This window comes from Hymenobacter radiodurans (assembly GCF_004355185.1).
In the GTDB taxonomy this organism is placed as follows: Bacteria; Bacteroidota; Bacteroidia; order Cytophagales; family Hymenobacteraceae; genus Hymenobacter; species Hymenobacter radiodurans.
Map to the genome: position 1 here is coordinate 4,560,165 of NZ_CP037922.1, position 25,672 is coordinate 4,585,836.

26 protein-coding genes and 1 pseudogene are annotated in these 25,672 nt (G+C 55.4%); 17 read left to right on the plus strand and 10 right to left on the minus strand.

The genetic code is table 11. The annotated features are described in order from the left end of the window. Positions 1-123: 123 nt before the first annotated feature. Positions 124-603 carry a GNAT family N-acetyltransferase gene (locus tag EPD59_RS20600; protein WP_133274419.1) on the plus strand — a complete coding sequence of 160 codons (480 nt, stop codon included), beginning with the start codon at positions 124-126 and terminating at the stop codon, positions 601-603. A gap of 240 nt (positions 604-843) precedes the next feature. Here the strand turns inward: EPD59_RS20600 and EPD59_RS20605 are convergent. Both EPD59_RS20605 and EPD59_RS20610 read right to left on the minus strand, forming a co-directional pair. Then, a pseudogene (locus EPD59_RS20605) lies at positions 844-2,294 on the minus strand (Gfo/Idh/MocA family protein). A gap of 263 nt (positions 2,295-2,557) precedes the next feature. Further along, the gene (locus EPD59_RS20610) at positions 2,558-3,553 is read right to left on the minus strand and encodes a ScyD/ScyE family protein (protein ID WP_133274420.1); all 996 of its coding nucleotides are present in this window, start codon (positions 3,551-3,553) and stop codon (positions 2,558-2,560) included. Positions 3,554-3,860: 307 nt separating this feature from the next. On the opposite strand from EPD59_RS20610, the gene EPD59_RS20615 reads away from it, so the two are divergent. The 5 genes from EPD59_RS20615 to EPD59_RS20630 all read left to right on the plus strand — a co-directional run bounded on the left by EPD59_RS20615 (position 3,861) and on the right by EPD59_RS20630 (position 7,619). Beyond that, positions 3,861-4,397: a glycosyl-4,4'-diaponeurosporenoate acyltransferase CrtO family protein gene (locus EPD59_RS20615; protein WP_133274421.1), complete on the plus strand. Its 537-nt coding sequence runs from the start codon at positions 3,861-3,863 to the stop codon at positions 4,395-4,397. Positions 4,398-4,512: 115 nt separating this feature from the next. Continuing rightward, on the plus strand, positions 4,513-4,785 hold the full coding sequence (locus EPD59_RS22015; protein ID WP_205703454.1) for a hypothetical protein: 273 nt from the start codon (positions 4,513-4,515) through the stop codon (positions 4,783-4,785). Then, positions 4,743-5,786, plus strand: a complete 1,044-nt coding sequence (locus EPD59_RS20620; RefSeq protein WP_205703455.1) for a M48 family metallopeptidase — start codon at positions 4,743-4,745, stop codon at positions 5,784-5,786. The genes EPD59_RS22015 and EPD59_RS20620 overlap by 43 nt, the downstream gene beginning before the upstream one ends. A gap of 14 nt (positions 5,787-5,800) precedes the next feature. Then, on the plus strand, positions 5,801-6,106 hold the full coding sequence (locus EPD59_RS20625; protein WP_133274422.1) for a hypothetical protein: 306 nt from the start codon (positions 5,801-5,803) through the stop codon (positions 6,104-6,106). 154 nt (positions 6,107-6,260) lie between these two features. Next, the gene (locus tag EPD59_RS20630) at positions 6,261-7,619 is read left to right on the plus strand and encodes a TPM domain-containing protein (protein WP_133274423.1); all 1,359 of its coding nucleotides are present in this window, start codon (positions 6,261-6,263) and stop codon (positions 7,617-7,619) included. 85 nt (positions 7,620-7,704) lie between these two features. Here EPD59_RS20630 and EPD59_RS20635 read toward each other — a convergent pair whose 3' ends face one another. Next, positions 7,705-8,232 carry a hypothetical protein gene (locus tag EPD59_RS20635; protein ID WP_133274424.1) on the minus strand — a complete coding sequence of 176 codons (528 nt, stop codon included), beginning with the start codon at positions 8,230-8,232 and terminating at the stop codon, positions 7,705-7,707. Positions 8,233-8,671: 439 nt separating this feature from the next. Here EPD59_RS20635 and EPD59_RS20640 point away from each other — a divergent pair, with 439 nt between their 5' ends. From EPD59_RS20640 to EPD59_RS20655, 4 genes are all read left to right on the plus strand, one after another. Then, on the plus strand, positions 8,672-9,238 hold the full coding sequence (locus EPD59_RS20640; RefSeq protein ID WP_133274425.1) for a GNAT family N-acetyltransferase: 567 nt from the start codon (positions 8,672-8,674) through the stop codon (positions 9,236-9,238). Positions 9,239-9,556: 318 nt separating this feature from the next. After that, complete coding sequence (locus EPD59_RS20645; RefSeq protein ID WP_165963684.1) at positions 9,557-9,823, plus strand: acyl carrier protein; 267 nt, start codon at positions 9,557-9,559, stop codon at positions 9,821-9,823. Positions 9,824-10,006: 183 nt separating this feature from the next. Further along, on the plus strand, positions 10,007-10,723 hold the full coding sequence (locus EPD59_RS20650; RefSeq protein WP_133274427.1) for a 3-ketoacyl-ACP reductase: 717 nt from the start codon (positions 10,007-10,009) through the stop codon (positions 10,721-10,723). A gap of 207 nt (positions 10,724-10,930) precedes the next feature. Further along, the gene (locus tag EPD59_RS20655) at positions 10,931-11,848 is read left to right on the plus strand and encodes an alpha/beta fold hydrolase (RefSeq protein WP_240731540.1); all 918 of its coding nucleotides are present in this window, start codon (positions 10,931-10,933) and stop codon (positions 11,846-11,848) included. 57 nt (positions 11,849-11,905) lie between these two features. Here the strand turns inward: EPD59_RS20655 and aspA are convergent, their stop codons facing one another. Continuing rightward, entirely contained in the window at positions 11,906-13,312 is a 1,407-nt protein-coding gene (gene aspA, locus EPD59_RS20660) for an aspartate ammonia-lyase (RefSeq protein WP_133274429.1), read from the minus strand. A 280-nt stretch (positions 13,313-13,592) separates the two neighbouring features. On the opposite strand from aspA, the gene EPD59_RS20665 reads away from it, so the two are divergent. The 7 genes from EPD59_RS20665 to EPD59_RS20690 all read left to right on the plus strand — a co-directional run bounded on the left by EPD59_RS20665 (position 13,593) and on the right by EPD59_RS20690 (position 18,471). Next, on the plus strand, positions 13,593-14,183 hold the full coding sequence (locus tag EPD59_RS20665; protein ID WP_165963685.1) for a DUF4269 domain-containing protein: 591 nt from the start codon (positions 13,593-13,595) through the stop codon (positions 14,181-14,183). Between the two features lie 57 nt (positions 14,184-14,240). Next, positions 14,241-15,008 carry a creatininase family protein gene (locus EPD59_RS20670; protein WP_133274431.1) on the plus strand — a complete coding sequence of 256 codons (768 nt, stop codon included), beginning with the start codon at positions 14,241-14,243 and terminating at the stop codon, positions 15,006-15,008. A gap of 75 nt (positions 15,009-15,083) precedes the next feature. Further along, positions 15,084-15,533 carry an alpha/beta fold hydrolase gene (locus EPD59_RS20675; RefSeq protein WP_133274432.1) on the plus strand — a complete coding sequence of 150 codons (450 nt, stop codon included), beginning with the start codon at positions 15,084-15,086 and terminating at the stop codon, positions 15,531-15,533. A gap of 14 nt (positions 15,534-15,547) precedes the next feature. Further along, positions 15,548-16,021 carry an alpha/beta hydrolase gene (locus EPD59_RS20680; RefSeq protein ID WP_133274433.1) on the plus strand — a complete coding sequence of 158 codons (474 nt, stop codon included), beginning with the start codon at positions 15,548-15,550 and terminating at the stop codon, positions 16,019-16,021. 107 nt (positions 16,022-16,128) lie between these two features. Next, positions 16,129-17,013, plus strand: coding sequence for a haloacid dehalogenase type II (locus tag EPD59_RS20685; RefSeq protein WP_133274434.1), 885 nt, complete (start codon positions 16,129-16,131; stop codon positions 17,011-17,013). A gap of 604 nt (positions 17,014-17,617) precedes the next feature. Further along, entirely contained in the window at positions 17,618-17,815 is a 198-nt protein-coding gene (locus tag EPD59_RS23950; protein ID WP_317128418.1) for a cupin domain-containing protein, read from the plus strand. Then, complete coding sequence (locus EPD59_RS20690) at positions 17,812-18,471, plus strand: pirin family protein (RefSeq protein WP_317128419.1); 660 nt, start codon at positions 17,812-17,814, stop codon at positions 18,469-18,471. Before EPD59_RS23950 ends, EPD59_RS20690 begins: the two co-directional genes overlap by 4 nt. A gap of 105 nt (positions 18,472-18,576) precedes the next feature. Here the strand turns inward: EPD59_RS20690 and EPD59_RS20695 are convergent, their stop codons facing one another. From EPD59_RS20695 to EPD59_RS20720, 6 genes are all read right to left on the minus strand, one after another. After that, positions 18,577-18,834, minus strand: a complete 258-nt coding sequence (locus EPD59_RS20695; protein ID WP_133274435.1) for a hypothetical protein — start codon at positions 18,832-18,834, stop codon at positions 18,577-18,579. Between the two features lie 52 nt (positions 18,835-18,886). After that, complete coding sequence (locus EPD59_RS20700) at positions 18,887-19,420, minus strand: TonB-dependent receptor plug domain-containing protein (RefSeq protein ID WP_133274436.1); 534 nt, start codon at positions 19,418-19,420, stop codon at positions 18,887-18,889. A gap of 49 nt (positions 19,421-19,469) precedes the next feature. Then, a complete protein-coding gene (locus tag EPD59_RS20705; RefSeq protein ID WP_133274437.1) occupies positions 19,470-20,852 on the minus strand; it encodes a M56 family metallopeptidase in 1,383 nt (460 codons plus the stop codon). Continuing rightward, positions 20,852-21,220 (minus strand): BlaI/MecI/CopY family transcriptional regulator, encoded by a 369-nt coding sequence (locus EPD59_RS20710; RefSeq protein ID WP_133274438.1) that lies wholly within the window; start codon positions 21,218-21,220, stop codon positions 20,852-20,854. The genes EPD59_RS20705 and EPD59_RS20710 overlap by 1 nt, the downstream gene beginning before the upstream one ends. A gap of 157 nt (positions 21,221-21,377) precedes the next feature. Continuing rightward, complete coding sequence (locus EPD59_RS20715) at positions 21,378-24,959, minus strand: T9SS type A sorting domain-containing protein (protein WP_133274439.1); 3,582 nt, start codon at positions 24,957-24,959, stop codon at positions 21,378-21,380. A gap of 170 nt (positions 24,960-25,129) precedes the next feature. Continuing rightward, positions 25,130-25,657 (minus strand): hypothetical protein, encoded by a 528-nt coding sequence (locus tag EPD59_RS20720; protein WP_133274440.1) that lies wholly within the window; start codon positions 25,655-25,657, stop codon positions 25,130-25,132. Between the last annotated feature and the right edge of the window lie 15 nt (positions 25,658-25,672).

The following is a 25,672-nucleotide window of genomic DNA, read 5'->3' on the forward strand; positions in this document are numbered from 1 at the left end:
TAATCCTGTGTTAGCACGCGAGATGCTTCGCTCTGCTCTGCATGACCGCCTTTTAGAGTAGCTTTTTGACCAAGGCGGCTAGTATACTACACAGCGCAAAACGCTAACAGCAGAACTATCAAGATGCAGCAGATACAGGTAAACCTCAGGCCAACCGAAAAAGCCGACTTAGAGTTTTTCTTTCAATTCCAGCTTGACGAAGAGGCAGGTTACTTAGCTGCATTTATGCCTGAAAACCATACTGATAAAGAAGCTTATGTGGAGAAATACACCAGATTTCTGAATGACCCGACCATCCATATGCAGACTATTTTGGTGGATGAAATCATTGCCGGTAGCATTTCAAAATTTGAGCGGGAAGGCGACGCTGAAATCACGTATTGGATAGACAGACGCTTTTGGGGAAAGGGAGTTGCGACAACCGCACTGAAGAACTTTCTTATCCTCGAAAACACCAGACCTATTCTTGGACGAGTTGCATTTGATAATCTAGGCTCGCAGCGAGTCTTGGAAAGATGCGGTTTTGTGAAAATCGGCACGGACAAAGGTTTTGCGAATGCGCGCCAAACAGAGATAGAAGAGTTTATTTATAAACTGACATAGTGACTACTAAACAACGGACCACTCAATTGACGTGAACAAACCCGCTAAAACAAGAAGAGTCGTTTGCACCGCAGACGACTCTTCTTGCTTATACTTGACCTGATGCGATGACAGACACGTCAGCACGCGAGATGCTTCGGCTGCGCCTCTGCATGACGGCTGGGAGTGTGACAGGCCATTATAGATATGGTTTACTCTTGAGCATACTTCTGGCTTTCTAACTTCCCAGCTTCCAGCTTTCTAACTTCCCAGCTTCCAGCCGGCGCGGTAGTCGCGCTTTACAAACTGGTTGACCTCGTCGAAGTTGGTGATTTTGCGCTGCTGATTATCCCAGAGCAGCTCGATGCCGCGGCCGGGGTAGTCAAAGCCTTGGCCGGAAGCTTTGGGGCGCTGGAGGTCGTAGCCACGGATGGCGAGGTTGGCCATGAGCAGGGCTTCGGTGAGCGGGCCAGCCAGCTCGAAGGGTGAGCTGACGGTTTGCTTGCCGTGGCCGGCGATGCAGGCTTCTACCCACTGGCCGTAGTGGCCGTCGGCGCCGCCGGGCACGCGGGCGATGGTCTGCTTCACCTTTACTTCGTTGTTGCGGGAAGTGGGCAGCAGGCGCGGATCGGCGGAGTAGGTGCTGGCCATCATCTTGCCCTTGGTCCCGACGAAGAGGGTGCCGTTGCCGCCGTCGCCAAACTTCTCGTTGGGGCCTAGTTCGTCGGGGCGGGTGGGTTGAATGCCGCCATCCATCCAGTGCACGGTGATATCCTGCTTGGTTTTGTTGGTTTTGGGAAAAGTCAGCGTGACGTGGCTGGAAGGCGGGCAGCTCTCGGGGAAGTAGCCGCGCTTAAACTCATCAACATAGACGCTGCCCACGCTGGCCTGCACGGCGTTGGCGTATTGCAGATTCAGGACGCGGAAGGGCGCTTCCAGCAGGTGGCAGCCCATGTCGCCGAGGGCGCCCGTGCCGTATTCCCACCAGCCGCGCCAGTTGAAGGGCACCAGCTTATCTACGTAGTCGCGGTAGGGGGCCGTGCCGAGCCAGAGGTCCCAATCCAACTCCGAAGGCACGGTGCCTTTGGTGGTGGGCCAGGCAATGCCTTGGGGCCAGACGGGTCGGTCGGTCCAGCAGTACACGGTATGCACGTCGCCGATGATGTCGGCATCGTACCACTCCTGGAGCTGGCGCACGCCGTCGTTGGAGGCGCCCTGGTTGCCCATCTGCGTTACTACTTTGTAGCGTTTGGCCGCTTCGGTGAGCACGCGGGCTTCGTGCAGATCGTGAGTGAGCGGTTTTTGCACGTACACATGCTTGCCCATCTGCATAGCTGCCAGCGTCACGACGGCGTGGTTGTGGTCGGGCGTGGCGATGGATACGGCATCGATCTTCTTCGCTTCCTTGTCCAGCATCCGGCGCCAGTCTTTGTAGTAAGGAGCCTGCGGATACGCCTTGCGGGCCGCGGCAGCCCGGCGGTCGTCTACGTCGCAGAGGTAGCCGATGCGGGCTTTACCGGTTTTGACAAACATAGCCAAGTCGCTTTCGCCCTTACCGCCCACGCCGACGCCGGCTATTACCAGTTGGTCGCTGGGGCGGTGTAGCCTTTGCCCCCCAACACGAAGCGCGGCACAATCATGATACCAGCGGCAGCTACGGCGCTTTGCTTGATAAACTCGCGCCGGGACGGCGAATCGGGGATCTGGCTCATCGATACGTACGGGATAAGGGTGGGTGGAAACGAGCCGACCGGGGGGCAAATTTGCTCCCCAGGCCGAACTATTCAAGCGGGTATTCGCGGGCAAAGCCACAAACGAAAGATACAGGAATGTATGAATTTTGCGCGGTCTGACGCTGACCTGTGGATTCTGTAAGTAAGCACCTTAGCGTACAGTACTACACGCAAAAACGCCCAACCTAATGGCTGGGCGTTTTGCGCTCTTTGTGCAATTAAGCACCAACAATAGGGTTCGTTTAAAACGTTACGCGCCGGATAGTGCCGTCGCCGTTGCTTAGAACATAATAGGTACTGCCGCTGATACGCTCGATATCGGTGGGGCGCTCGAGGCCACCTAGCAGGACGGTGCCCGCTTCGTTGCGTACGGCCCCGGTTTTGGGCTGGAAGCCTACGTTTGTTGGGGGCTGAAACACGAATTCAGCCAACTGAGTAACTACGGGGGCTTTGTTAGCCGATAAGGCGATGTCGGTGAGGGTAGTGAAGCCGGTGCGGTAGTCGCTCACCACGCCGCTGTTGCTTACCTGCATTATTTTGGCGGCGCCAGTGGTGAAGGGAAAGCCGGTGAGCAGGCTAACCAGGAACCGGCTGCCATCGTGCACAATACCTGTGGGTACGGGCTGGGTCTGGGGATTGATGTTGGGGAAGCGGGCAAATACGCTCAGCGTTCCGTTGTCCTTATCACGCCGGATGATGGCATTGGCGCCCGCATCCGTGATATACAGGCTACCATCGGGGCCGAAGGTCATGTTGTAGAGGTTGGAATCAATCGGGTCGGAGAGGTTCTGCGACAGCACGTACGAGCCGATATCTTCCGATGTGAGGCTGGAAGCTGGCCGCGCAGGGTCGCCGAGCCGGTAAGCAGACACATCTACCCGATACAATTTGCCAGAATAGCCCCCCAGAATATACAAGATGCCGTCACGGTAGAGTACGTGGCCAATACCGGTTACTTCTCCATCCGGCCGCAGATCAGACTGAAAACCAGTAAATACCGGATACACCTGCCCAGTGCCCGCTACCACCGATACCCGCCCATCGTTACCGCCCGTCCCCGTCTCGCTTACCCACACACGGCCATTCGGCGCTACACTCATCCCAATCGGGTTCACCAGATCATCGGTTAAAATAGGCCGTTGGGAAGCCAGCAATCCATCGAGGCCATCGATGTCGTTGCAGCCGGTAGCGAGGATCAGAAGTAAGGTTGCACTCAGGAGGTAGCGTTTGTAATTCATGGCAATTGATAGTTGGAGTGAAGAAAGAAAATATGATTATTTTGGTTGAAATAGCTGTTAATCAGCTTGTTACACCTAATTAATAAAGTTAAACCCGAATTTCATAGCATTATTTCAATCTATTTTAGGACTGGTATCATGCCGTTGTTCAGCTTCTGCGCCAGTAATTCTCCCCTTTCAGGAAGCCCTAAAAAAGCCCCCCAGGCTCTCCGCCCGACGGCACCAAGGGCGGTGTGGCACCGAGCCTGCATCTTGTGTAGCTTAGGCGTCCTTCCGTCTTTGTCTTATGTTACCGACTGGCAAGAAAATGCTTGGTCCTTCTCCCGCCCGGCTGGCCTGGTATAATGCTGTGCCGAACGTGTTCTGGTCGGTGCTGGGCCTGACGCCCATCAGCGTGTTTTGCTACCAGCATATGGCGCGGCCGTGGCTGTACGCGCTGCTACTCATCAGCCTTTTGGCGTTTGCGGTACCGACTTCCTGGTTCAGGTATCTACAGCTTAGTCGCCGGCCGGCCGCTTACCGCCGATTGGGCGTGCACGTTATTAACCGCTTCACCCAGCACGGCGACCTTATTCACCGCCTCATTCGTCGGCAGTATCCGCAGTACCAGCGCGTCCGCACTCACTCCAATAGAGCAGCCCTGGTAGGCGCCACCTATCATCAGGAGCGGTTTCACTGGGTGCTCTTTCTGTTTTTTCTACTGACGAGCCTGTATGCCGTCGCGCACGGCTACGGGCGTTGGGCGCTGCTTATTGGGTTTACCAATGTCGTTTACAACCTCTATCCGATCTGGCTACAGCAGTACGTTCGAGTGCGGCTTCGTGCTTCTTCTGCCTATCCGTGAAGAGATTGCCTAGAGAGAAGGCAAATAGATTCTGATTACTCTATATTACCTGAATTATTCGCCTCTGCTTTATCGCCTACACTACCAGACTTAGTCTCTCCTTCTACCCAAATCTATGGCCCTTCTTTACAAACGAACTTTTCTGACATTGCTGGTTCTGGGTCTGCTCACGGTTCCGGCGCTGGCCGCTCCGGCCGCAGCACCCGATTCGGCCGCTGCTTTTAACATTGAAGCTGCCACTCAGCACTATCTCAACACGCTCACGCCCGCCCAAAAGGCCAGCTCCGACGCCTACTTTGAGGGGGCTACTGGCTGCAAATCTGGGGGCTGGTGTATGCGCTGGGTGTGGCAGCCATATTTCTGGCGCTGGGCCTGTCCAGGGTTATAAGAGGCTGGACTTCGCGGCTGCCGGGCAAGGTGCTGCCCACGCTGGCTTACGCGGCGCTCTATCTGCTGCTGGCTTACTTGCTCAACTTCCCACTGAGTCTCTACGACGATTATTTCCGTGAGCATCAGTATGGTCTATCCAACCAGAGCTTCGGGGAGTGGCTGACTGATGATTTGAAAGGCTTGGCGCTATCGTTGGTATTCGGGAGTTTGGTATTGCTGGCGTTGTACGCGGCCATTCGGCGCACGGGGCGGAACTGGTGGATGTGGGGCACGGGGATACTGGCTGTCTTTCTGGTTGTATCCATATTCGTGTCGCCGGTATTTATCTCGCCCTTGTTCAATAAGTACACGCCGTTGCCAGCGGGGCCTGTGCGCGACCAGATTCTGAGCATGGCGCGGGCCAACGGCGTACCCGCCGACAACGTCTACCTCGTGGATGCCTCCAAGCAGAGCAAGCGCATTAGCGCCAACGTGAGCGGACTAGGGAGCACTATCCGGGTTTCGCTCAATGACAACCTGCTCAACCGCTCTACGCCCGAAGAAGTGCAGGCCGTAATGGGCCACGAGCTAGGCCACTACGTGCTAAACCACATCCCCAAAATGCTGATCTTCCTTGTCCTGATTATTGGTATCGGCTTGTGGTTTGTCGATTGGGCCTTTCACCGCCTGATTGGGAGCTACGGGGCCCGCTGGGGCATTGCCAGCGTTGCCGACGTGAGTGGGCTGCCGCTGCTAATGGCTTTGTTTGCGATATTTATGTTTCTGGCCACGCCCGCTTTCAACACCATTATCCGCACCCAGGAGCAGGAGGCCGACGTGTTTGGCCTGAACGCCGCCCGCCAGCCCGATGGCTTTGCTACCATTGCCATGAAGCTGTCGGAGTATCGCAAAATTGACCCTAGCCCGCTGGAAGAAATGATTTTCTTTGACCATCCCAGCGGCCACACCCGCGTGCTGACGGCTATGCGCTGGAAGGCAGAGCATCTGCAGACTGAATAGACCCGTCGTACTTTATGCAAAACGCTATTCTTCAACTGGTTCACCAAGCACATGCGCTGAGTGAGGCCGCGGCCGTAGAGGCCACTGATCCGCTGGAGCGCAAAAAGCTTATCCTCGCCGATTTGTCTTTGCACTTAGTGCAGGCGGCACTGCGCCATCCCCAACCGCAGCCAGCGGAGCTACGACGCTATTTATTCTCCGTGCTCACTGTGTGCGATGGGTTTGTTCCAGACCTCGACCTTAAAGCAATGGCTGAAGTGGTACTTCCTCCTTCTCAGCCTAATACCGCAGCCGCGGCAGAAAATAACGTGGCGGATTGACAGCTCCCGGAGGCCCAGAGGAGAGCAGCAGCGAGATGTAAAGCGTACGTAGCGGACAGGTGATAAGCTAAGTGTCAGGCAACTATGGCCACTTAGTCGGTGGAAGCGTAGAAGGCAAAAGAATGCTCCTTATCTCCCACTCCACCTTATTCCTATGCATCGCTTCCTATTCGTTATTCTCCTTCTTGTGTCGGCCGGCCTAAGTGGGCCTGTCAGTATCGCGCAACAGCCCACTGATGGGCTGCCGCCGCGACCTACGCCTTTTCGCTTCGTAACCGACCAAGCACAGCTTCTCTCTCCCGCCGACGTTAAAACGCTGGAAGGCGGTCTGCGGCGCTACGCCGATAGCACCGGCACCCAGATTGTTGTCGTGACGGTGGCCACGCTGGGCGGCCGCCCGGTGGCCGAGTATGGCCGCGCACTGGGTGAAGCCTGGGGCGTTGGGCAGCGCGGCAAAAACAACGGTATTGTGCTGCTACTTTCGGGCCAAGAGCGGCAGGTAACGATTCAGGCGGGTAGCGGCCTGCGCGCCCAGATTACGCCGGAGCTGACCAATGAGGTTATCAGTCAGAAAATGGCCCCCAGCTTCAAGCAAGGCCGCTACTTTGCGGGCTTACGTGCGGGCCTGAACTCCTTGATGCTGGCCGCCAGCCCCACTTTTGCCCCCCAGGGCAAGCAGCAGGCCGCAACTGCGGCGGTTCCAGGTGCGGCATCAGCGCCGGGTAGTGCGGCAGGCGCTGGCCTTATGACCGACGAATCGAGCCTGAACAATGAGCTGCCCGCGGCCTCTGAACCAGCCTCGGAGCCTTATAGGCCGGCCGTAGCGCCGCCTGAACCGTCGTCGCCGGGCCTGGGGATGGGCACACTGGCTATCGGGGCTCTGGTAATTGGCGGTATTCTGTGGCTGGTGATGCGGATGTTTCGGAGCAAGACTCCAGCTGCCACCCGAACTGTTTATTCCAACCAGGATCAAAATCGTAATCAGACGCCTGATTTCCTAGGTACCCAATCGCGCGGTGGCAACCAACCTGCGGGGCCGGCTGGCAACTATAGCCGTGGTCCAGCGCGCCAGCCAGTACCCGATTTTCTTGGTACCGGCTCCATGAACAGGGGTGGCGGTGGCCTGAGCAGCGGCATGGGGGGCATTTTGGCAACGGGAGCCGCCGCCGCTGCGGGCGCTTACCTAGGCAACCGGATGGCCTCGGGCGGGCACTCCGACCAAGCCGGCAACAGCATAGCTGGTCCCGACAACACCGCGTCCCAAAACCTTGACCCCGCGAATACTTACGCGGCCGGTATGGGCGGCGCAGCTGCTTCTGGTGGCTTCCCAGCATTAGAAGGTTCAGGCAATGTTGAGGAAACGAGCCCTGATTATTTCTCCGACCTACCAGCCGAGAGCTCTGAGCCCGACTTTTTCTCCGCCGATGAGACGTCGTCCTACGATGATACTGCCTCCGATGACACGGGCGGCGGTGGCTTCGACGATACCAACGACAACAGCGGCTCCTGGTAAGCGTTTCGGAACTCTGTTTTCAGCAAAAAAGCCCCCCAAATATGCTTTGGGGGCTTTTTTGCTAGGCGTTATTTCTGCGTGGCTCTTATAGTCCGCCAGCTGCCAGCGTGGGAATTACTGCTACTGGTACCGAAGTGTTGAGGGTAGCCAGCTGCTGGCTTTGCTTGCCCAGCCGAACCTTCACATTGCGCACGGCTACTTCTTCGTTTGCTCCATTTGATTTCACCCGTAGCGTGTACCGATAGCTGTCTTTCCCGACCTTCAGGCACATTAGGTATTCGCCGGGCTGCAAATTATCGAAGTTGAGGCGGCAGGTATAATACGATTGGTTGAATGCTTCATCGAACAGCTTCTGGCCAGTGATGAGGCTGTACACCTGCAGCTGTCCGCGCTGCTTGGCCAGGTTCTGGGTGCGCACCCGAAAAACGGTGGGTTCTACTTTGTCGATGGCTACGGGTTGCTGCTGCGCCACTGCGGGGCTGGCAAACAAGGCACCACCAAACAAGAGCACGCCCAAGGTGGCCCGACGCAGATAATCCAAAGCAGAAGTGGCTGGCCGGTGAGCAAAACGGGCGGCGAAGCAGGAAGCAGCGGAAGTGAAGAAGCTTTTCATGATAAAAAGTTTGGGGTTAGAAATGATGGAGGCGTTACCAAATGCGCCGCTTGGCAGCGGCTATTTTCCTCTATAATGTTGCTGCTGGTGGCCGAGCCTGCTGCTGGAAACAGCAGAGCGTGTGCGGTTGTGAACAGTTGAATTGTAGAGGCATAGATAAATTTCCAACACCCGTGCCACTTACGTAATATATTACAATACAAATACTTACAATAAAACCACACCAAATACCACCGCTGAAAACTGTTCGCTCTCGGACAGAGCGTTCGATTTCGAACTAGGAGGGAGAGCTGATATCAATAGGGTAGTGGAAAAACTGCATGCGTGGGGAGTATTCGTCACCCGACACCCTTCGTTTTGCTCCACGGCCTGCCTACTGGCGCCATCACTATGGCTGCGCTTATTACTTTAGCCAGCGCGTCGCTACTACCTATACTTTATGGAGTCAATTCCTACCCCAGTTCTTAATCCGCCCCTCCACCAAGTACCCGTGCTCGAAACGGCTCGCCTACTTATGCGGGGATACAAACCCAGTGATTTTGAGCAGTATGTGGCTATGTGGTCCGACCCCAAGTTTTACCGCTACCTGACTCCGCGCCCCATGGTGGAGGAAGAAGTATGGGCCACTATGCTGCGCAGCATTGGGCACTGGGCGCTGATGGGCTTCGGGTTCTGGGCTATTGAGGAAAAAGAAACCGGCGCCTTTATCGGTGCCGTGGGCTTTGCCGATCCGAAACGCGACATCGTACCCTCGAGCCACGGCACGCCCGAAATTGGCTGGGTGCTGGCTGCTTCCGCCCACGGCAAAGGTTACGCGACGGAGGCCGTAGCGGCGGCCATTGCCTGGGGCGATGCGCATTTTGGGGCCGTGCGTACCGTGTGCATTATTCATCCGGCCAACAAAGCCTCCCTGCGCCTGGCCGAGAAGTTTGGCTACCGGCCCTACCACCGCACCACCTACAAAGATCAGCCGACTGTGATGCTGGAGCGGTTTGGGAAAGAGTAATTCCTCGCTTCTGCAACTGCTACCGAATACAAACTCATTTTAAAAAAGCCCCCAGATTTGCTTTGGGGGGCTTTTTTATTCCGACTTACTGGTTGCACGCAGAGTGCGTGCCCCGCATCGGATTTGCTGCGCTTTTTTCGAGGTGTTCACTCATGTATCAGGAAAAAATTAGGTGCCTTGATAAGGTAAAAAGCCAGTTGATACGTCGTATAGCCTAACAATCGGGCTCCTGCCACAGACGTGGGAGCGCCCTTTAACGACCTATATAAGCGGCTTCGCAACGGCGCACGCCGCCTCAACTACTATTCTTTCTTTCGCATGCTACCCATTCAGCAGCAGGTCTATAGCTACCTGCCTATCAAACCCACGCTCGCAGCCAAACCCTCCAACGACTCCCGCTTCAGCGAGGATTTGGGCATGGATCAGATCGACTTTTTTGAGCTGGTTATTCGCCTCGAAAACCTCTACCACGTCCGCATTCCTGATACGGAGCTAGAGCAGGTGAAAACAGTGCAGCAACTCATCAGCTGTCTTAATGATCAGCTGGTAGGGCAAAAGTGGGGCTGCTCGTTGCTTATGGCCTAGACTACTACACCTGTTTACTTCGCCTGACGCATTTGTGCTTATTCCTGAGAGCGACTTTTCTCGGCATTCCGCTTTTCACTAAAACTGAAGGTGGCGTGTACCAGCTACTTACCGCAGACAGCCAAACACCTGTCGGCTTCGGTAGTTATGCCGTGTATTACTCTCTCTTTTAGTTGAAATCGCATGGAATCATTAGCAGGAAAAGTCGCCCTTGTGACGGGCGCGGGCAAAGGAATTGGGCGCGCAGTGGCCTTGGCGCTGGCGCAGGAAGGCGTGCATGTAGGCTTGCTGGCCCGCTCTGAGGAGCAGCTTCAGGCCGTAGCCGCCGAGATAAAGGCCTTGGGGGGCAAAACTGCCGTCGTAGCCGCCGACATCACCGACCGCGCCGCCGTAGAAGCCGCCGCTGCCCGCGTAGAGCAGGAGCTTGGCCCCATCGATATTCTCATTAATAATGCTGGCATCGGCACCTTCGGCAAGTTCCTGGACTTCGACCCCACCGAGTGGGAGCGCATTATTCAGGTAAACCTGATGGGCGTTTACTACGCCACGCGCGCCGTATTGCCCCAGATGATAGCCCGCCAGACCGGCGACATCATCAATATTTCGTCTACGGCCGGGCAGCGCGGCGCAGCGGGCACCAGCGCCTACAGCGCCTCAAAGTTTGCCGTCATGGGTCTCACCGAATCGTTGATGCAGGAAGTACGAAAACACAATATTCGGGTGTCGGCGCTCACGCCCAGCACCATCGCTACCGAGCTGGCCGTCAGCAATAAGCTCACCGATGGCAACCCCGATAAAGTAGCCCAGCCGGAGGATTTAGCTGAGCTTATCATCGCGCAGCTGAAGCTTAATCGGCGGGTGTTTATTAAAGAGGCCGGTATGTGGTCGACGAACCCGTAGCACGAGCTTTCTCTGCCTCTTGGTCTTTTGGTGCGGCGTTGATGCTTATTATCCTCTCCCCAGTATCTAAGCACATCACTATCGCGTAGAAAGTACAGCGCATCAGCTTCGACCTACGCGAGATTCGCGAACGAAAAGCCCCCAGACGCTCACAAGTAGCGCTTGGGGGCTTTTTAATCTTCCCACTCCTACTCTTTTCTCATGGATATGCACCACATCCGGCGCGGTACCGGCAAGCCACTTTTACTGCTACACGGTATCGGAGGCAGCTGGCGCTCTTGGCAAACCATTCTCGATGGCCTCGCGGCTGAACGCGACGTGATTGCCGTAGACTTGCCTGGGTTTGGCAATACGCCCCCTTTGGATGGACCGGTTACTATCGGCACGCTAGCCGACGCGGTAACGGACTTTCTACGCGCGCAAAATCTACTGGGTATCGACGTGGTAGGCAGTTCTATGGGCGCGCGCTTGGTGCTGGAGCTGGCGCGCCGGGGCGGCGTGGTGGGCGTAGTCGTATCTCTGGATCCGGGCGGGTTCTGGGAAGGCTGGGAGATTCCGGTCTTTTATCATACTGTGGCCGTTTCAACCAAGCTAGTGCGTGCCTTGCAGCCGGTGATGCCGCAGTTAACCGGCAATAGTGCGAGCCGCACGATATTGTTTGCCCAGTTTTCAGCGAAACCCTGGAAAATTGCCCCCCAGGTAGCTTTGGATGAGATGCGGACCTTCGCCAAAGCGCCTTCCTTCAATGAGCTGCTGTACAACCTGGCCTACGGTGAAAAGCAGCAAGGCGCGCCGCGGGGCAGTATCACAGCACCTCTCATCATTGGCTGGGGCCGGCAAGACAGGGTATGTTTTCCGAGTCAGGCCGAGCGGGCCCTAGCCAAATTTCCGGATGCCCGCCTGCGCTGGTTCGACAACTGTGGGCACTTTCCGCAGTGGGATCAGCCTGAGGAAACCACTCGCCTGATTCTGCGCGCCACCAACGGCGAAACCATTGAGGAAGCCGTCGAAGCGCGTGAAACCGTTGGCGCTTCGCCCCGCCGCCTGAGTACTACGGCCGCCGTGTTGGGCATAGTGGCCCTTGTAGCGGGTGGTATTTGGATGGCGGGTCTTAAAAGACGCTAAAAGGTTGTGGCCCACGATAAAACCTTATTTCTACCATGGGCCACAACCTTTATTCAGCTACTGGATAAAATGCGGTCTGATCAGGTTTTCGAAGGTGAATATTTCGTCCCATTTAGCTTGGGTCAGCAACTGACGCTCGGTCACGGCTACTTCATACACCGATTTACCGGTGCGCAGGGCCTCTTTTGCAATTTCGGCGGCCGTTTCGTAGCCCAGCACCGGGTTTAGCTGCGTAACGATGCCCACGCTGTTGCGCACCAAGCGCTCCGCGTGCTCTTTGTTGGCCGTAATGCCCACCACGCATTTTTCGCGCAAGGTGTGGCAGGCGCGGGTGAGGTAAGAGATGCTGGTGAACAATGCGAAGGAGATAACCGGCTCCATTACATTGAGTTGCAGTTGGCCGGCCTCAGCAGCCATTGTCACGGTCAGGTCGGCCCCGATTACATAGAAGGCTGTTTGGTTGACTACCTCCGGCACCACTGGGTTCACTTTGCCGGGCATAATGCTGGAGCCGGGCTGCAAGGGGGGCAAATTTATTTCGTTGATGCCCGTACGGGGGCCAGAGGACAGCAGGCGCAGGTCGTTGCAGATCTTGGAGAGCTTCACGGCCGTGCGCTTCAGCACCCCCGATAGCTGCACGTACGCGCCCGTATCGTAGGTGGCCTCAATCAGGTCGCCGGCCAGTATCAGATCGAGGCCCGTAATAGTACGCAGGTGTTCGGTCACAATTTCGGCGTAGCCGGCCGGGGCATTTACCCGCGTCCCAATGGCCGTGGCACCCATATTAATCTCGCTGATGAGGCTGCGGCTGTCTTCAATGCGCAGCAATTCCTCGCGCAGGTTGGTTGCGAAGGCCTGAAACTCGTCGCCCATACTCATGGGCACGGCATCTTGGAGCTGGGTGCGGCCCATTTTGAGCACGTTACGAAACTCAACGCCTTTTTCCGCAAACGCATCAGCCAACTGGCCCAGCGCCTGGCTGTAGCCCACCAGCTTATTATTCAGCGCAATGCGGAAAGCCGTCGGATAGGCGTCGTTGGTCGATTGGGAGCAGTTGACGTGGTTGTTAGGGTGGCAGAACTGGTATTCTCCTTTCTGCTTGCCCATCAGCTCCAGGGCCACGTTGGCAATGACTTCGTTGGCGTTCATATTCACTGAAGTGCCCGCGCCGCCCTGAATCATATCAGTGGTAAACTGGCTATCGAACTCGCCGGCCGCCACCCGGTCGCAGGCCCGCACAATGCACTCGGCAATAGTAGGATCGAGCACGCCCAGGTCGCGGTTGGCCAGGGCCGCGGCTTTTTTTACGTAGGCCAGCGCCTGCACAAACAGCGGCTCTGAGCGGAGTGGAATACCCGTGATGTCGAAATTTTCGAGGGCGCGCAGGGTCTGAATACCATAGTAGACATCCGTGGGGATGGCCCGTTCGCCAAGAAAATCGTGTTCGAGTCGGGAAGTTTGCATGGTGGGGTGGGGTGGATTTCTAAGAGTAACTTGTCTACGCAAAGTAACGGACGAGGTCGGAGATTGTGTGAAGCAGCACTGTTGCCGATCAACGTACCTTAAGCAAAAAAGCCCCCCATTGCATGTCGGAACAGCTTCGCAGATAGTACAGAAATGCCTACTTGCGTCTGGTTGATGAATAATCTACCGCATATCAAACTACTAACTTCCACAACGAAAAGAACGCGAATATGCGTCTCGATACCGGCCTTTGTGAAGAGCCCATATAAGCCAGCGGAGCGTGAGAAACTGGAAAGACCCGAGCTACTTGCGTACCGGCACCCCGCGCCAGCAACTAGCGTATGCTACCCTGCAAAACCTAGCTGTACTAACCACGCTGCGCGATTTTGATCCAGTGCTGGCCGGCACCATTCCGCTGAATATTGACATTAGCAGTAGCGACCTAGACGTGCTATGTGCCGTTGCGGCCGCGAAGGTGCCTTCCTTCCTACAGCTTCTCAACGCACACTATGCCCATCTGCCGGAGTTTGAGTTAGGGCAAAAACCCATCAACGACCGGCCGTCAGTGGTATGCCGCTTTCGTTATGCGGAGTTTGAAATCGAGATTTTTGGGCAGGATTGCCCGACCGAAGCTCAGCACGCCTTCCGACATATGGTTGTGGAAGACTTGGTGCTGCAAGCCGGGGGCGAGGCATGGCGCACGGCCGTGCGCCAGCTCAAAGAGCAAGGACTGAAAACGGAACCCGCCTTCGCAACTCTCCTGCAGTTCCGCGGCAATGCCTACGAGTCCCTGCTGGAGCTGGAAGGGAAAAGCATAGAGGAACTTCGAGCTTGGCTATCTAATCTTCCGCCGCCACTTGCCGTAGGTTGATATCCGTTTAGTTTTGGCGCTACACCCATCATTACAGCTACTGTTCGCTTTTCTCCTATGACCCCACGCCCGTATATTCTTGCCGAAACCACCTGGCAGCAGGTGAAAGAAACGAAGTATGAAGTAGTGGTGCTGCCCTGGGGCGCCACCGAGGCCCACAACTACCATTTGCCCTACGCCACCGACAACTACCAGTGCGACTATGTAGCAGCCGAAGCAGCTCGCAAGGCTTGGGACCGGGGGGCAAAAGTGACTGTGCTGCCCACCATTCCTTTCGGCGTAAACACTGGCCAGCTGGATATTACGCTCGATATGAACCTGAACCCGAGCACGCAGCACTTGATTCTGCGCGATATGGTGCAGGTGCTGGCGCGGCAAGGTATTCCGAAGCTGGTAGTGCTGAACGGGCACGGAGGCAACGATTTTCGGCAGATACTGCGCGAGCTGCAGGCGGAGTTTCCGAGCGTATTCCTTTGTACCCTCAACTGGTATAAGGCCGCCGACCGCAGCCAGTTCTTCACGGCCCCCGGCGACCACGCCGATGCCTTGGAAACCAGCGCCATGCTGCATATTGCCCCCCAACTGGTGCGTCCGCTGGCCGAAGCTGGTGATGGCGCCGCTAAGCAGTTCAAAGTAAATGCTTTTCGGCAAGGCTGGGCGTGGGCGCAGCGCGAGTGGAGCAAAGTGTCGGCTGATACCGGCGTGGGCGACCCCGCTGAGGCAACGCCTGAAAAAGGCGAGGCGTTTCTGGAAGCAGTGACTACCAACATCGGGCAATTTCTGGTCGATCTGGCTGCCGCCGACCCGCAGGATCTATACGAATAGGCCGCGCCGCTACCTCGTCTGCCGAACTTTGTGCAAGTTTGGGCCGGCACCACTCCCGCCCCATTATTTAACCCTATGAAGTATTTTTTCCTGTCACGGCGCACGCTGCTACTCGCCACCATTTTCTGGGCGCTAGGCTTCGCTGTGCAGGCCCAACCCACTATGAAAGAAGGCTATATCGAGGTGCCGGGGGGCAAAGTTTGGTATAAAATCCTAGGCGCCGACAAGCCGGGCATTCCCTTGCTGCTTCTGCACGGCGGGCCGGGCTCAGGAAGCGGCAGCTTCGAGGGCTTTGTAGCGCTGGCCGATGAGCGGCCGGTTATACTGTACGATCAGCTGGGCTGCGGCAAATCGGATAAGCCGGATAATCCGCAGCTGTGGACGATGGAGCGGTTTGTAACCGAATTGGAGCAGGTAATAGCGGCGCTGGGCTATTCCAAGCTGCATTTGTTGGGGCACTCCTGGGGCGGCACGCTGGCCACCGAGTATTTGCTCACCAAAAAGCCCCCACCGTCGTCAGCCTGATTCAGTCGAGCCCGTTGCTGGACACCAAACGCTGGGTGCATGATGCGGAGCGCTACATTGCGCAGCTACCGCCGGCGCAGCAAAAGGCGATGCGCCTATACGCTGCCACCGATGAGCCCAGCAAGCAGGCCTATAAAGAGGCCGTCACGCTCTATAATCGCCAACACCTGTACCGCAACGGCCCGATGCCACCCAACCCCACCTTCGGAACCCAAGTGTACGAGACCATGTGGGGCCCCGATGAAGCGCAGGCCACGGGCTCGCTCAAAAGCTACTCCCGCGCCAACGACCTCAAAAAGCTCACCGTGCCAGTGCTTTATCTCTGCGGCCGCTACGATGAGGCCGCGCCCGCCACGGTGGCTTATTTTCAAAAGCAGACGCCCAACTCGCAGTTAGTTGTTTTTGAAAACGCCTCCCACAAAGCCTATTGGGAAGTGCCGGAGCAATACTTCCAGACCGTTCGGGCCTTTTTGCGCAAGCAGAAGTAAGCTGGGGTTTTCTACCGTTATTTCGCTAAAACGGATGGTAGCGGTCTGCGTAACAAGTGGTTACGTATGCAAGTCTACTTGTTCTTTTAGCTAGTTTTTATTCACGTATGCAGCAGCCCCGTCCTACCGGCAATTCCAAGGTTATTCTCTTCGACGTAAACGAAACGTTGTTGGACATGAGCAAGCTAAAAAACGCGCTCATCAAAGCCTTCAACAACAAAGCGGCTTTCCAGCAGTGGTTTGGCTTATTGCTCCAGTATTCGTTGGTGGATACCGTGACTAACCACTACCACGACTTTCGCACCATCGGCGACGCGGCCCTGGATATGACGGCCGCTATGCTGCAGGAAAGAACGCTGAAGTCGGCCGAGAAGCACAAGCTGTTGGCCCTCATGACCGAGTTACCGGCCCACAAAGACGTGCCCGAAGGCCTGAAAATGCTTTCGAAAGCGGGCTATTCTTTGGTGGCATTTACCAACTCCACGCGCAGCGTGCTCGATGAGCAGCTGCGCTACGCCGACATCATTCACTACTTCGAGCAGGGATTGAGCGTGGATGAGCAGCGCCGCTATAAGCCTCACCCCGATACCTACCTCACCGCCGCCCGCCAAGCCGGTGCTGAGCCCGCTTCTACTACACTCATTGCCGCGCACGGCTGGGATATTGCCGGTGCGCTGCACGCGGGCCTTGCTGCTGGCTTCATTGCTCGCAAAGGCCAAACCCTGTATCCGCTGGCGCCATCGCCCACTTACGAGGGCAAAACGCTGGTGGAAGTAGCCAAGCAAATCATTGATAAAAAAGCCCCCAGCGGCCGTAGATCCCTAATTTTTGCTTACGACCAGCTCGCGGATCTGCTCCTGTTGCAGCCATTGCATAGCATCACTTTCGGTACTGAAAAAGGCGACAACGTAAGGCTTATCATCGTAGGCGCTGGGGGCAAAAAGTTGGGCATACTTCTGATGGCGGCCAGCAAATCTGGGCCCGTGAGGTAGGCCACGCGCAGGCGCCCGCCAAGTTGCGCGCTCATCTGCGGGAAGTACTCGGTGAGCAGCCAGTTGGTAATGACGGGGTCGTTGAAAGTCCGGCGCCGGATATCCTGTAGCCAGAAGCGGCAGCCGTTAGCCAAAGCGTTGTCTTTCAGAAGCTCATAGGCGCGGGACAACAGCTCGGTGGCAGGCTGATAGCCCCAGCGTCCCACAAACATGTTCAGGTCGGATCGGTAATTGGTGTGCAGTAGATCGGTTAGCTTCTCGGGAACCATGATGCCATGTGGTAAACAATACAGGTAAAACGCCGCGACGACACCTAGTGTTTTAGGCAAGGCATTCCTTTCCCTTTGAGCGGGAGCAATAGCTTGTGGGCGACAGGCACAGGGTTCATGTTGCCGCTCGTTAGTCAGCAGGCCTACTGCCACCGTTACTTGCAACTTTGCGCCTTAAACAACTGCACAAAGTCTTCACAAAGCGCCCCGAAATCGGCCGCTAAGTGATCTGCCAATAAACCCTGCTCCGCCACATCGGTTTAGTAAGCTGCTCACCCCGACCGCCCAAATGCAGTCCTGACGATTCACTTTCTCATTTTCACCATTTTCGCCTCATGCGCACCATCAAGCAGCAGCACCAAGCCGTCAGCGCGCCCATCGCCGACCTGATTACCTACCGAGCGTTACCTACACAGTCGGTCGACCACCTCGATCCGTTTCTATTTCTGAACCACCACGGCCCGCAGGTGTATCGGCCTAATAATCGCGGCTTGCCCTTCGGCCCCACCCGCACCGCGGCTTCGAGACAGTGACGTTCATTCTGGCCGGCGACATCATGCACCAAGATTCGGGTGGCCACGAAAGCGTAATTGAGGCCGGCGGCATTCAGTGGATGACGGCCGGTAGCGGGCTCATTCACGCCGAGGTCTCGTCGCCCACCTTCAAGCGCACGGGCGGCGATCTGGAGATTCTGCAGCTGTGGGTAAACCTGCCCGCCAAGCACAAGATGACCGAACCCCAATACACTGGCCTACAAAAAGCGGATATTCCGGAGGTAGTGGAGGACGAGGGCCGGATAGTTATCAATGCCGTTTCGGGCAACTGGCTGGGCACGGCTGGCGCTATGCAGCCCCTAACCGATATTCAGCTGGCCACCGTGGAAATGAAGGCGGGGGGCAAATTGATGCTGACTATTCCTGCCGAGCGCACCATTTTCTTCTACACCATCCGGGGCCAGCTACGCGTGAATGGCGAGCAGACCGAAGCGCGTCGCCTATTGGAGTTCAACCACGACGGCGACGAGCTGCAAATTGAAGCCTTGTCTGATGCGGTAGTGCTGCTCGGTCATGCCGCCCCTTTTCAGGAGCCTATTGTAGCCGCTGGTCCCTTCGTGATGAACACTAATGCCGAAATTCAGCAGGCCTACCAGGATTATCAAGCCGGCAAGTTTGGCACTTGGGAAGGGTAGTTTTTGCTTAACCACAGGGCTTTAAAAACGTCAGCCAGAGGCAGAGCCGATGCATGACCACCTTATATATAGAAAAAGCCCCCAGAAAGTATCTGGGGGCTTTTTCTATATATGTGACTTGCCTTTTAAGTCCCAATGGCTAGAAGCAGCCTGCGCATTATCAGCGGCCCTTTTAATGGTGCGCTTGTATCGCTCGCCGATGATCACGCCATCGGGGCGGCGCTTGCCGATAAACAGCGTAACGGGCTCGCCGTTTTCGTTGGTCACAAAGGTGATATCGTGGCCTTTAAACACGTCATTAATTGTGGCAGACGGCTCATAAATCTTGCTGAGCTTATCGAACAAAAGGCGATGGAGCGGCATAGCAGGCGCGTGAATGGTCACGCTTTCTACGCGCCTGCTGTGCCGCAGGGTTCTACTTTGTGGTGATGATAGCCGCCCCGTTTTTGCCCTTTTCCCCGTAGGCTTCCACCGCTTTTTCCGGCGACAGCACCGTTATCTGATAGATTTGGCTCGGCACCATGCGCTCAAACTCGGTGCGAGTTACTTCCTTCCCGTCGATGAGCAGCAGCTTGCCCGCGATATCGGCGCTGCTGTTGAGTTTTTTATTTAACGCCACCACCGCCGCCGAATTTTCATTGGCTTTGGTCGTGATGAGGATGGCCTGCGTTTCGGACACGTTGCCGAGCACCGCGCGCACCTTTGGTCCTTTTAGCACATTCATGCTGGCAATGTCATTGGGACTTATCTTGTCCAGATCCTCCTTATTAACGCGTTGTCCATCTATATAATACAGGATACCCTCGGGCAAGCCCACGGCAGTCTGTACGGGGGCAGACTGCGCAGTTGCCTGCACGATGGGCATGGCCATGCTTAGGCTTGAGAACAGCAGGCAGGAGCTGACAGACCATTTTTTGAGTACATGTGCGGCGGCAGTTGTCTTATGCATAATAGGAGGAAATAGAAAGTTAAAATGTCTCGTTGTGATCTGTATTGGCTTACTCTTTTGGCAGGGGTTTGCCGGTCATATCAAAGCTACCAAGCGCCTTACCCTGCGTATCGAAGACCACATATTTTGGTCGGCGTCCCGTGGCAATAACGGCCTTGTAGCGCACCTCGCTGGCTCCGCCCCCAGTCACTTCCAGCAACTCAATCAGCCGATGTCCTGGAAAATTCTGGGTGATGTACGCCAGCACCTCCGGGTGCAGATTGCTGATGGGCACTGCTTTTTCTTCCGGTTCAGAAGCCGCTATTGCGCTACTGATTTTAGCGCTCAGAGCCTGCACCGCGGGCAAGTTCTCCTGCCCTTTCGTCGTCACCACCACCACGCTAGTCGTGGCGGCATTGTCGGTCAGGGCTTGAGCTGCTTCGCCTTTTAGCACCTGCATAGTAGCAATGGCGTCGGGGTTAGCACTCAACTTTTCTACCGCCAATGGCGCGGCGGGTTGTCCATCCAGATAATAGGTTATTCCACCCGTTTGCGCGACGGCTGCGCTGGACGATACAGACTGCCCGGCGCGCGAAGTCGTAAAGCCGACCAACAACACTGCGGCAAGCGGAAGCACTAACGCGTACTGCCCCAGATGTGCGCGGGCGGAGGAAGGTTTGTTCATCATGGCAATCCGGTTTTTGAGGGTGAGAAGCGTGAAATGATTGGCCAACGCGGTGCCCGAAGTAAGGCCGCTGAGGCGCAGTAAGCTATATTGATACTCTTTCGGAGCCACTAAGCCTGCGCGCAGAACCGCGTCATCCGTTACATACTCCAGGTTTTCTTGTATTGCTCGGCCCAGCCACCATGCCACCGGATTGAACCAGCCCAGCACCTGCCCCACCTGCGCTACCAATACATCCAAGGTGTGCCACTGGCGCACGTGCACCCGCTCGTGATGCAAAATGGCGGGCAGCTCCGCGGCTGGGTATTGTTCAGGGTTTAAGTAAATAAACGGACCAAAGGAAAACGGGCTACTGGCTCCCGGCAGGCACCGCACCAGCTCGCCATTCACTACTTGGGGCACCGCCGTTTGGTGCAAGCGATAGAGCGAGAAGAGCCGGCCCAGCAGGCGCAAACTCAGCAGCGCCACGCCCGTCCAATAGAGCCAAACTAGTACGCTTGACCAGTCTACTACGGGAGCAGCCGGAGCAGTAAACTTGCCTGACCAATTAGGCACAATCGTAAGCAGCGAGCCGCTTAATTGGCTGTGGGGGGCAAATATGGCCGTTACATCCAAGACCGGGAACGTGGCCGAGAACAGGAGAGCGAACAGCAGATACGCCCGGTTGAGGCCATAAAAGGTCAGCCGCCGCAATGCCACGTAATACAAGCCCGCGAACAGCAATAGCGCCCCGTTGGACTTTAGCAGATACAAGAGCAGCCCCGTCATTAGTCCTTGGCTGAGCGGTTCTCAATCATGCCGATAATCTCCTTCAGCTCCTCCGCGCTAATTTTCTGATCCTTCGCGAAAAAGGATACGACTTCTTTGTAGGAGTTTTTGAAATACTCGCTTACAAAGGCGCTCATAAACCGCTTGCGATACTCTTCGGCGGCAATCTGGGGGGCAAATCGGTAGGAGTTGCCTAGCTTCTCGCTCCGCAAATAGCCTTTGCGCTCAAGGTTGCGAATGGTGGAGGCTAGCGTAGTGTAGGGCGGCTTGGGTTCGGGCAGCAAATCCAGCACGTCCTTGATGAAGCCTCCATTGAGTTGCCATAGCACCTGCATGGCTTCCTCTTCGGGTTGGGTTAGTCTTTCCATATGCACCTATTACGAATCTTTCGTAATTATACGAACATTTCGTAATTAGTTGCTACTGTTTATCAGCAATAATAATTTATACATAAAAAAAGCCCCCAGAAGCAATCTGGGAGGCTTTTCGTCTTAGTTAAAAATGTGCTTACAGGCGCTAAGCAGGCTACTTCACCAGCACCAGACGCTTGGTTTCGACTTTACCGCTGGTGGTCAGGCGGCAAGTGTAGACGCCCTCAGCCAAGGAAGCACCTTCTACCGTGAACTCATACGTGCGGCCACCTTCTGCTACGCCATCATAGATGGTGGCTACCAGCTTACCTACCGAATTGTAGACGAGTAGCTGCGCCTTGCCCGTTTCGGCAGCGCGGAAACGCAGGGTAGCACGCTCTGTGAAGGGGTTTGGATAAGCTTCAAATACATTAGCCGTAGCCGCATATTCTGTCGTTACCGCAGTGGCTGCGGCCGAAGCAGTGAGCGTATTACCACCGCAGCTACCCAGCTGTTCTTTGTGCATCACGAGGTGGCCTCGTACGGCGCCGACATCTTCCCAAGTGCTAACTCCGTTGTGGCAAACCAAGATTTGTGCATTCTTCTTGCCACCGCGCACATCAACCACTTTTAAAGTTACAGCCTTCGTAGCAACGCAGCCAAACTCATTAGTGACCGTCACAGTGTAGACGAAAGTACCAGCCTTGCTGGCCGTAAATATGGGGCTAGCAATGTTGGTAGTGTTGAGGCCAGCCGGCCCGCTCCAGCTATACTTTGTGCCACCACCAGCCGTCAGCGTCAAGCTTTGCGGGCCGTAGCCGAGGTATAAGTTGGTAGCCACACCGCCAGTGTACACCGTGTTGGAAGGTGTAGCCGTAATGGTAGGTACTGGCAGCGGATTAACTGTTACCACTGCCTTGCCTGTGAAGGCAGCGCCCATGCAGTTAGCATCCGAAACCGCCAGCAAAGAATACGTGGAAGTAGCAGCAGGACTAACCGAAACTACATAAGGCGAGCTGGTGATGCCCGTCACCGCGACTGGCGTGGTGCCGTCCGTGTACGTCAGGTTCCAAGGACCAGTGCCCGTAAGCGCAACGCTCAACGAAGTGGAAGTGCCGGCACAAACGGTAGCAGTGCCGCTCAACGTTGCGGTTGGCAACTCCCGTACCGTTACTTTCTGGGTATAGGTAGCAGAGCAAGCGCCCTGCGTAATAACGAGGGTAGCTGTGTACGTACCAGCAGCGGCATATGTGTGGCTGATATTGCCAGCAGTCGTGTAGTCTACTTTGCCATCACTCTCCACGTCCCAAGCATACGTAGCATTGGCCTCAATTACTGTAGAAGTGTTGGTGAAGGCGGTTGCAGAACCTACACAAGCCGTAGAGGCTGTGAAAGCGGGCATTGGCTCCAAGCAAATAAGGCCCGTACGAACTACCCGGTAGCTATTGCCTACCCGAATGCCGTCGATGGTTAGTTTTGGAAGGTTGGTCGCTTGACGGATTGCTACTGCGCCAATATTGGATGGTGAACCACCCACTTCGGTAACTTCAGCACTTGCCGTTGTAGGCTCTGCATCAGCCGCTGGATTGACGAATAACTTGGTCGTGCTGCCGGCCTCATCATAGTCGTATTTGACTACCAATAAATGAGTAGCATTCAACGGATAATTCGCGGTCGTATAGGTAACAATTCCGCCGTTGCCGCTGATACCAAACTGCACTGTACCCGATTCAGAGCCAGTCCGTGTAAATACGCGAGCCTTGAAGGTAGAGCCTATTGCGGTGGGTCCGAGATGGAAAAAATAGTCAGCACCCACACTCGCAACGTTTACCAGTAACGATGTATATACCGGCGTGCCAGCGTAAACAGGCTCCGTAAATACTCGGTTAACATCCTCGCCATTCCCAACGGTAGCGGCCGCCTTTCCACTGCTGGCGCTGTAGCCGGAGTAAGACAGTCCATCGGCAGCGGTAACGGCAATTGAGTTGGTGCCACCGCCGCTGTGTGCCGTCCAGTTGTTAGCTGTTAGCAGAGGGCCCGCTGCGTAATCAAAGTTTTCTTCCAACAGCAGAGCAGCGGGAGCAGCTGAGGTTTTCTGGATTAAAGTCTCGGGATTCGTTAATAGATAATTTTCGGCGTAGGGCGTATCATTATCATTGAAAGCGAAGACCGAAAAATGGTACGTGGCGTTGGCGCGCAGCCCTGTTATAGTCACATTGTCACCGGTGCCGTTGTAGACCACAAAGTTGCCAACACCCAGCACGGTTCCTTTACCGAACTCGGCATCTGCCGTGTACGTGGTTGCGTCAGTGGGCACGGCATCTACGGCACTGCCGCGGCGGGCTACTATCAGGTGCTTTTTGCCGTCGCCGCCCGCCAGGTTCAGTTGGAGTGAGGTACTAGTTACTTGGCTGGCGGTGAGTTTGGCCTGAGTAGTCGGCTCAGCAGCCAAAGGCACCGTTACGGTAGTGAAAGAAATCTCCTGGCCGTAGGCTGTGCTTACGCCATTAGTCGCATAAGCCCGCACGAAATAAGTAGTGCCGGGCACCAACTCCGTAATAGCGCTGGCGAAAGCACCTGTACCGGCGCCATTAACAGTTTTGGTAGTGACAGAAGTGGTTGGATTAGGGGTCTTAGCCCACACAACGCCACGTGCCGTTACCGCGCTACCGCCATCAGCAGCTACATCGCCGCCAGTGGTGGCACTGGTTGGAGTAAGCTCGGTCACAGCCGTAGTGCTTAGTGTAGCCGGATAAACAGGGTTGACACCTGTACCGGTAACTGCTACCGACTGATTATGTAAGCCAGCACTCGTCACGGGAATAGATTCGCTGTACGCTTGGGGAGCAGTTGGAGCAAATCGAACGTCAATTGTAGTGCTGGGCACATTGCCACCAGTCGGCTGCAACTCGATGGTGCAGCAGGCAAATGGGTTATTGCCCGTCCGGATTTCAAACCCGGCGGGTGGCGTGATAATAATGCCTCCCGTTAAGTTATTGCCCTCTACCGTAAAGCTTTTCAACCCGGTTCCGGCTCCAACGGCCAGATTACCAAAATCGGCAAGGGTGGATGCCGACACCAATAAGGCCGGCGTAGTAGGAGGCGCTGATACAGTTACCGTGATGGGCGAACTTTGGCCAGTTGCTGTGCCACAGTCGGTAGTGAGAGTGGCTTGGGCAACCACATAGTAAGTACCTACACCCGGAAAATCTGCCCCCCGCACGGTGTAAGAAGCGGTAGTAGCCCCACCGATAGCAGTATACGTACCAGATGTGCTAGTGCTATAAAGCCAAGAAAAAGTAGAAGTAGCCGAAGCACTAGCAGTAAGGGCATCTCCGGTGCCGGTAGTAAGTACCGACTGAGCAGTGGACGGCGTTACGGTAACTGGGTTGCTGTTAGCCAGTAAGTTAACAGTCAGGTCGGAGCCATTGGTGGAGCCGTAGGTAGCAGGTGCATCGTTGACTACCCGCACCCGATACTTGGTGCCACTCGGCGTAGCAGGCGGAATAACGGCCGCAATGGGAGAGCTAGTGCCGCTACCGATAATGTTGTCGGTTACGTTCGTTGGGAAAGAGCCCGCAGCATTTGACAGCTGAACTTTGAAGCCGCCCGTGAAGGTGCCGCTGCTGGTATAAGCTACATTGAAAGGAGTGCTTCCGGAACTAGCAGTGATGCAATAAGGGCTGTTAAAAGTTGAAGCGGTAGTGGTAATGCTGGTTGTTGGAGCAGGTGGAGTGCCCGTACCAGTAGTAACCACTAAGTTATCGATGCTAATTTTTGGACGGCTACCAGTACTGGGAAGAGCGTCTGTTGCTGGTGGTATTACTGAGGTTATTAAAAAGAAGCGGATTTTAGCATCCGGCTTGCCAGCCAATTCTGCCGGTAAAGGAAGATTAACAAAGCTGCCATTTGCAGCTACGTTATTAGTTATAACCGTTGTTGTAGCTGCGAGATCAACAAAAGCCCCCCGTCACCAGTGTTGGTTTGCACTTTAAAGGTAGACTGTCTATTTCCCGTTGAGTTGCTTATTTGAGCCCAATCGAAGCTAATGGTACCAGAAGAGGAGTTAGTAAAGTCTATGTTAAGATCAAAAGCGGAAGCATTGCTTCCACTAGGCGTACCAGTTGCTAACAGTACAATCTTTCCTTCGGTGGGAGAACCAACAACTCCTTTTTGCACACCACCTCCACTGCCAGTAGCAAATACCGTATTGGTGTTAGGTAAAGTAGGCGAAGGAGTTGCTTTGCTATAAGGAGCAGCACCAATACCGGAGGCAAAATCCGTCTGCCAGCCAGCTATATTGGTAAAAACCTCTGAGTAGGCACCCTGCGCTAGTTTATGTGGAACGGGTGCTACTACTTGTCCCCAACTCTGCTGTGCACCAAAGAAAAATAAGCAAATCAGAAAAGCTGACACTTGGCCAAACTTCCCAGTATTTTTATAAAAACTTGTCATATAGACGGTTATGTC